This is a genomic window from Sphaerospermopsis reniformis, from assembly GCF_005402885.1.
In the GTDB taxonomy this organism is placed as follows: Bacteria; Cyanobacteriota; Cyanobacteriia; order Cyanobacteriales; family Nostocaceae; genus Sphaerospermopsis; species Sphaerospermopsis kisseleviana.
The window spans coordinates 1-6,561 of sequence record NZ_BJCE01000272.1 but is presented as its reverse complement, the minus strand read 5'-3'; the positions used below and the strand labels follow the sequence as shown (position 1 = coordinate 6,561).

The window sequence follows — 6,561 nt, the reverse complement described above, 5'->3', positions numbered from 1 at the left end:
ACACAGAAATTAGTGCAAGGGTTTTGAAGGGTATACCGGAAAAAGTGTGCATTTTTTGGGATTTCAAGAGATAGCAAAGAAATTTTCAAATCTCCTCCTGACTCCTGACTCCTGACTCCTGACTCCTGACTCCTATGCCCTCACGGAAAGACTTTCTCAGCAACCCCTAATTAAGATGCAATTTGCAATATGTTGGGTTCAGGGATAGATTCACCTTCTGCTTCCCAAGCTTCTAGGTACATTTCAATTACTTCTTCTCCATTTTTAATTGCTTCTTCACGAGTTTTTCCGTGAGTACAAGGCATGATTACAAGATGACTAAATTCGGGAATTGTAACTAGGAAAAGTTGGTCTTCCTCTGACCATTGAATAATCATACTGTATTGACTCATTAATTTTGCTCCTCTCCTAATTCTTCCAGTTCAGTTAATAATTTTGCTAATTGCTTTTCTAGATAAAGTGGAACATCATCTCCATCTTTACCTGGAATTGTTAATGTTTTCCTCAGTAAAGGATGTTTCCATCTTTCATGACTGCCTTTCCCACGCTTTGGTAGATACACAAACCCTTTACGTGCAATCTCGGCTTTTAACTCCCGAATTTTTCTGGGCATTTATTCTAGATATTTATTTATTCTTGGTCTTAACTTTAATAAGCTAACATCATTTCGGCAATATCTACCTCAGAAAATCTCATTAATTTTCCCACTTGTTTAATGTACATTTTTTCCGTTATGTGAAAATCTCCATCACGCTTTGCAAGTGCGATCAAATCAATTAATAAACCTAAAGCATCATCGGGATATTTAGCTATTATTGAATAATCTACCTCTATTCTCTGAGCAGATAATAAATTTTTGATTTCCTGAATTTCTGCCGATGTTAAATTAGCATTGGTAATAATTGTCTTGAGATATTCTTTTTCTTCAGGTTCAATACTACCATCAACTTTCATTAAATTAATCAGGGTTTTAATCTTTAATAATTCTAGTCTTTATCCTGTTATAGTATTTACTTCTAGGTCAAAAACTGATTACAGATATAACCGATATATTGAATACAACCTTTTCCCGGTTGTATCTTACATATTTATTTCTTCAGTACAATTTTACAGTATAATTTTATTCAGCGTCAATATTTAATGGTAGCAAATTTACAAAAGTTTAGGTATTAGATTAAGTATCAATGATGAGCTATACCTGCACTCATGATAGACTAAAGTAAAACAAGCTAAAAATTATCTCAACTATGTTAACTGCTACTAATATTGGTACATTAATAACTTGTTCTCCCGATGTAGGTAATGGTCGTCCCATGATAGCAGGGACTAGAACCTCTGTAAGTCGGGTAGTTGTGCTTTATAAACAAGGTGCAAATGCTGAAGAAATTACCCGTCGGATCAGTCACCTCAACCTTGCCCAAGTTTATGCAGCTTTAGCTTACTACCACGCTAACCGTGATCAGATAGAAAATGAGTTAGCACAAGCAGAGGCAGAATACTGGACTTTAGCAGAGTTACACAGTTTTGCGACTGATTAACACCAAATCAGCAAAAGATATGCAGGGACAAGTAGAGTTTTTAAGCAACTGGGTTTATTAATTATCCCATCTGTTATAGTCAATTATCCATTCTATTGTGAGCGATCGCCGATACAATCAAAACTCCCATTCAATCACACCAAGAATGGCAGCAGCAATTTCTAACATTGTAACGTTAGACACATTACCCAATTTGCAAATGAATCTTTGTAAATCTACACCCCTCAGTTGAGTTCAATCCTGCGTAAGTCCTAATTATTTTAGACTAAATGAAACCTTAAAACCTACAATAGCTTATGTTGCTATTCCTGTAACTTGTGAATTTACGCCAATTCATCCCTATTTTTGATAATTCCGTTGCCAGTTGGGCTTTGGAAGCGCGTTTATTGCGCTGGTTAACCTTTCTGTGGCTATTTGTTGGTTTAGTTGTACTTTTTTCTGCATCCTATCCCGTAGCTGATGTACGTCAGGATGATGGAATGTATTATTTTAAGCGTCAAATAATTTGGGTATTAGTTTCACTAATACTATTTAACGTTATTGTGAATCTGCCTTTACGGAAAATTTTGGCAGTGTCTCATTGGTTTTTATTCCTGTTTTTGTTGTTAATTTTCGTCACTCTTATTCCCGGAGTGGGAAAAAAAGCATTTGACGCAGCACGATGGATAGCGATCGGTCCTATTCCCCTGCAACCATCAGAATTGATTAAACCGTTTTTAGTATTGCAAAGTGCGAAGCTGTTTGGCCATTGGGAAAGATTAACGTGGGAAATTCGTTTTTCCTGGTTAGGTGTGTTCTGTCTGGTGCTATTAGGTATTTTAGCTCAACCAAACCTCAGTACAACTGCACTTTGTGGCATCACAGTTTGGTTAATTGCCCTAGCTGGTGGAATACCATACAAATACTTAGGAGGAACAGCTATTGGTGGATTTTTATTAGCCCTATTAAGTATTACTATCAAAGAATATCAACGCCGAAGGGTGATGTCTTTCATCAACCCTTGGGCTGATCCTACCGGAGATGGTTATCAGTTGGTACAAAGTTTATTAGCAGTAGGTACAGGGAAAACTTGGGGTGTGGGTTTTGGACTTTCTCAACAAAAGCTTTTTTATCTCCCCATTCAAGATACTGATTTTATCTTTGCCATCTTTGCTGAAGAATTTGGTTTTGTGGGTAGTATGCTATTTTTGTTACTTTTAGCTGTCTTCGCTACCTTAGGATTAATTGTAGCCATGAAAGCAAAAAGTTCTATCCATCGGCTGGTGGCAATAGGTATTACTGTGGTGATGATTGGACAATCATTATTACATATTGGTGTGGCTACGGGGGCGATACCAACAACGGGTTTACCATTGCCAATGTTTAGTTATGGTGGTAATTCTATGATTGCTAGTTTGGTGGCTTCTGGATTATTAATTCGTGTTGCTAGAGAAAGCAGTGAAGCTGAGGTTTTGCCTTTACCAATTAATACACCAGAAACTAAACGTAGAAAAAGAATTTAGATTTTTCTTGGTGGGTAATTCCCACCTGATTATTAATAGATAAAAGTAGAGTCAATGAAACAAGATATTTTTGATATTCTTGTAATTAATACAAAATTTGGCACAAAATTTGGCAAATAGGTATATATACTAGTAGTTATTGGGAAAACTTAACCATAAAATGTTACGCAAAACAAGATACTTTAACTTTTCTTCAGCAAAAATGTCAAAAAAGTTAAATAAAAAGTTAAATTTTGGTTAACAATGAAAAAAATGTACCGATGTGCGGTATTTAAAAATAAGGATAATAAAAAGTTGTGCATCGCACATTTTCGCACATTGGTAGAACTCAAGATAATACAATGCAAACAATTCCCAGGCTGAATAACTTAGCATCTACTCAAATACCCAAGCTAGATCATTGTAGTACCCAAAACCTACTTAACTATTTTGAAAATTCTTGGGAACTAGAAGCAACCCTACTCAAAAGCATAACTAGCACAGATACATTTTACCGCAGTCCTGATCCTTTAAGAAACAAATTAATCTTTTATCTGGGACATTCCGCAGTTTTTTACATCAACAAATTAATTCGGGTTGGTTTATTAGAAAAGCGCATTCATCCTCAATTTGAAATTTTGTTTGAAATTGGTGTTGATCCAGAAACACCAGATGAACTAGAAGCAGCAACAAAAGATATAGTTTGGCCTGATATAGATCAAGTTTGGCAATATCGAGAAAAAGCCAAAACCGCAATTACAAACATTATCAAAAATACCCCTTTAAATCTGCCCATTGATCAACAACATCCTTTATGGGCTTTATTAATGGCAATTGAACACAGTCGTATCCATTTTGAAACTTCATCCATGTTACTGCGTCAATTACCTGTTGATCAATTAAAACGCCCCCAAGGTTGGAATTATGCGCCGACAAATGGGAAAACTCCTAATAATAAAATGATGAAAATTCCCGGTGGCGTGGTAAAATTAGGTAAAAAAGATGATGATTTAACTTTCGCTTGGGACAGTGAATATGGTAGTTTAGAAATTGGAGTTGAACCGTTTTTAGTTAGTCAAAATTTAATCACAAATGGGGAATTTTTAGAATTTGTTCAAGCTGGTGGTTATGATACTTTAGAATATTGGATGCTAGAATCTAGGGATTGGAAGAAACTCTATAATGTGCAACATCCAAAATTTTGGATACCAGATTTTATGGACAACAATAATGGTAAATACCGCTATCGTACCACATTTGATGAAATAGATTTACCATTAGACTGGCCTGTAGAAGTCAATTATTATGAAGCAATGGCTTACTGTCAATGGAAAGGTGAAGGTACTCGTTTAATGACAGAAGCAGAATGGAATCAAGCTTTACAATTTTCCGAGGGTGAGGGTTTAGAAAGTGACTATAATCTCAATTTACAATATGTTTCACCTTCACCAGTAGGAATGTTTTCCAAAAATAAGAAATCAGGAATTTCTGATCTACGTGGTAACGTTTGGGAATGGTTATCTAGTACATTTTACCCCTTACCAGGATTTCAAACCCATTATCTTTATGAAGATCAATCTGCACCATTTTTTGATAATAGACATCAAATGATGTTAGGTGGTTCTTGGGCAACTAATGGTACTATGGCTTTACCATGTTATCGAAATTGGTTTCGTCCTTTTTTCTATCAGCACGTTGGTTTTAGAATTGCTGAAAGTTTGAATTAGTTGACAGGTGACAGGTGACAGGTGACAGTTTTAAATTTCTGAAAACCAAAATTGTAAACAGTTAATTCCCAGGATATTTACTATGATTGCAGAAAGATTAAACCCACAAATTTTAACCGTTTTAGATCATCATTATCAAGAGTTAGCTATTGATGGTAAAGATGTGATTGAGGGATTAAGTAAAAAACATAAAACTTTATCACCAAAATACTTTTATGATGATCGTGGTTCTTTGTTGTTTGAAGAAATTTGTGATTTACCTGAATATTATCCTACTCGTACAGAAGCAGCTATTTTACAACAATATGCTGATGAAATTGCGGCAATTACAAATTGTTGTGAGTTGATAGAGTTAGGAAGTGGGAGTTCTACAAAAACTCAACTTTTATTAGACGCTTATCAAAAAATAGCTGATAATTGTCGTTATCTTCCTATTGATGTCAGTGGGGGTATTCTCAAAACCAGTGTTTTACAGTTACAAGAGAAATACCCTGATATTGCAATTCACGGTTTATTAGGAACTTATGATCAAGCTTTGGTGCATTTAGAAAGCAATTATTTACAGTCACGGATGTTGTTCTTTCTGGGAAGTTCACTAGGGAATTTTAACTCAGAAGAATGCGATGGTTTTTTAAATCAAATTTCCAAAACCTTACAAACAGGTGACTACTTTTTACTTGGAATTGATTTACAAAAACCCAAGGATATTTTAGAAGCTGCTTATAATGATAGTCAAGGTGTGACTGCTGCTTTTAATTTGAATATGCTTTCTCATTTAAATTGGCGTTTTCAAGGTGATTTTGATATTAGTTTGTTTAAACACCAAGCAATTTACAATGAGGTAGAAAATCAAATTGAAATGTATCTACATTGTCAAACAAGCCATTGGGTTACTTTGGAAGCATTAGATTTAAAAGTATTTTTTGAAGGAGGAGAAAGCATACTTACAGAAATTTCTCGCAAGTTTAATTTAACAAAGATGTCACAACAACTAGAAAGCAAAGGATTAAAAACTATCAAAACTTGGACAGATGAAAAGGGATGGTTTGGATTGATTTTGTGTCAGGTTGAATAATCAATCTTAGATTTAATAATTTTGCCAGGGTTTAGCACTGCTAAACCCAAGATTAATGTTATCATTTTGATAGGAATAATAATAAATTACCTGAATTGAGATTTTAACTAACCATGAAACCAAATCCCATCCCCCCACAACCAGGACAAGAATCAGTTTGGGACTACCCTCGTCCAGCAATTTTACAAGACAGCAATAAACATATCAAAGTAATTTTTAATGGTATTGTTTTAGCAGACACAAATAAAGCAAAAAGAGTTTTAGAAACCAGTCATCCTCCTGGTTATTATATTCCTGCTGAAGATATTAAAACAGAATATTTAATAGCTACAGCTAGAAAAACGATATGTGAATGGAAAGGTATATGTGAATATTATGATATTTCTGTAGGAGATAAATATGTAAATAATGCAGCTTGGCGTTATATTCAACCAACTCCTAACTTTAAATCAATTCAAGAATACTTTAGTTTTTATCCTAGTTTAATGGATGCTTGTTATGTCAACGATGAATTAGTGAAACCCCAAGCTGGTGGTTTTTATGGAGGATGGATCACTGCTGATGTTGTTGGTCCATTTAAAGGCGAACCTGGTACTTGGGGATGGTAAATAAGTTTTCGTAGCGACTGTCTTGATTGTCAAGCGATCGTAAAGGAAAAATTTAAAGTCTAGGAAAAAAGTCAGAAAATAGAGGATAAAAACAAAGCAAAACAAAACAGGTAAATTATAGATGGCTATAAA

The 6,561-nt window shown here is 34.7% G+C and carries 8 protein-coding genes; 5 read left to right on the top strand and 3 right to left on the bottom strand.

Going from position 1 to position 6,561, the window contains the following annotated elements; all coding sequences use genetic code 11:
* Positions 1–170: 170 nt before the first annotated feature.
* The 3 genes from FFR48_RS23970 to FFR48_RS23960 are packed head-to-tail and all read right to left on the bottom strand — an operon-like array spanning position 171 to position 963.
* The gene (locus FFR48_RS23970; RefSeq protein ID WP_096567345.1) at positions 171–392 is read right to left on the bottom strand and encodes a type II toxin-antitoxin system HicB family antitoxin; all 222 of its coding nucleotides are present in this window, start codon (positions 390–392) and stop codon (positions 171–173) included.
* A complete protein-coding gene (locus tag FFR48_RS23965; protein WP_096567347.1) occupies positions 392–613 on the bottom strand; it encodes a type II toxin-antitoxin system HicA family toxin in 222 nt (73 codons plus the stop codon). The genes FFR48_RS23970 and FFR48_RS23965 overlap by 1 nt, the downstream gene beginning before the upstream one ends.
* Positions 614–648: 35 nt before the next feature.
* On the bottom strand, positions 649–963 hold the full coding sequence (locus FFR48_RS23960; RefSeq protein ID WP_268932464.1) for a TerB family tellurite resistance protein: 315 nt from the start codon (positions 961–963) through the stop codon (positions 649–651).
* 284 nt (positions 964–1,247) lie between these two features.
* On the opposite strand from FFR48_RS23960, the gene FFR48_RS23955 reads away from it, so the two are divergent.
* The 5 genes from FFR48_RS23955 (at position 1,248) to FFR48_RS23930 (ending at position 6,429) form a co-directional block, all read left to right on the top strand.
* Entirely contained in the window at positions 1,248–1,538 is a 291-nt protein-coding gene (locus FFR48_RS23955) for a DUF433 domain-containing protein (RefSeq protein ID WP_137669101.1), read from the top strand.
* Positions 1,539–1,855: 317 nt separating this feature from the next.
* Positions 1,856–3,040 (top strand): FtsW/RodA/SpoVE family cell cycle protein, encoded by a 1,185-nt coding sequence (locus tag FFR48_RS23945; RefSeq protein WP_137669100.1) that lies wholly within the window; start codon positions 1,856–1,858, stop codon positions 3,038–3,040.
* A gap of 341 nt (positions 3,041–3,381) precedes the next feature.
* Positions 3,382–4,746 (top strand): 5-histidylcysteine sulfoxide synthase, encoded by a 1,365-nt coding sequence (ovoA, locus tag FFR48_RS23940; protein ID WP_137669099.1) that lies wholly within the window; start codon positions 3,382–3,384, stop codon positions 4,744–4,746.
* A gap of 82 nt (positions 4,747–4,828) precedes the next feature.
* Positions 4,829–5,821, top strand: a complete 993-nt coding sequence (egtD, locus tag FFR48_RS23935) for an L-histidine N(alpha)-methyltransferase (protein ID WP_137669098.1) — start codon at positions 4,829–4,831, stop codon at positions 5,819–5,821.
* Between the two features lie 113 nt (positions 5,822–5,934).
* Positions 5,935–6,429, top strand: a complete 495-nt coding sequence (locus FFR48_RS23930) for a DUF427 domain-containing protein (protein WP_137669097.1) — start codon at positions 5,935–5,937, stop codon at positions 6,427–6,429.
* The last annotated feature ends 132 nt before the right edge of the window (positions 6,430–6,561 follow it).

What these genes read in the sequence shown, in the direction of transcription:
- FFR48_RS23970 (WP_096567345.1), bottom strand. Translation starts at nt 392, where the DNA reads ATGAGTCAATACAGTATGATTATTCAATGGTCAGAGGAAGACCAACTT.
- FFR48_RS23965 (WP_096567347.1), bottom strand. Translation starts at nt 613, where the DNA reads ATGCCCAGAAAAATTCGGGAGTTAAAAGCCGAGATTGCACGTAAAGGG.
- FFR48_RS23955 (WP_137669101.1), top strand. Translation starts at nt 1,248, where the DNA reads ATGTTAACTGCTACTAATATTGGTACATTAATAACTTGTTCTCCCGAT.
- ovoA (WP_137669099.1), top strand. Translation starts at nt 3,382, where the DNA reads ATGCAAACAATTCCCAGGCTGAATAACTTAGCATCTACTCAAATACCC.
- egtD (WP_137669098.1), top strand. Translation starts at nt 4,829, where the DNA reads ATGATTGCAGAAAGATTAAACCCACAAATTTTAACCGTTTTAGATCAT.
- FFR48_RS23930 (WP_137669097.1), top strand. Translation starts at nt 5,935, where the DNA reads ATGAAACCAAATCCCATCCCCCCACAACCAGGACAAGAATCAGTTTGG.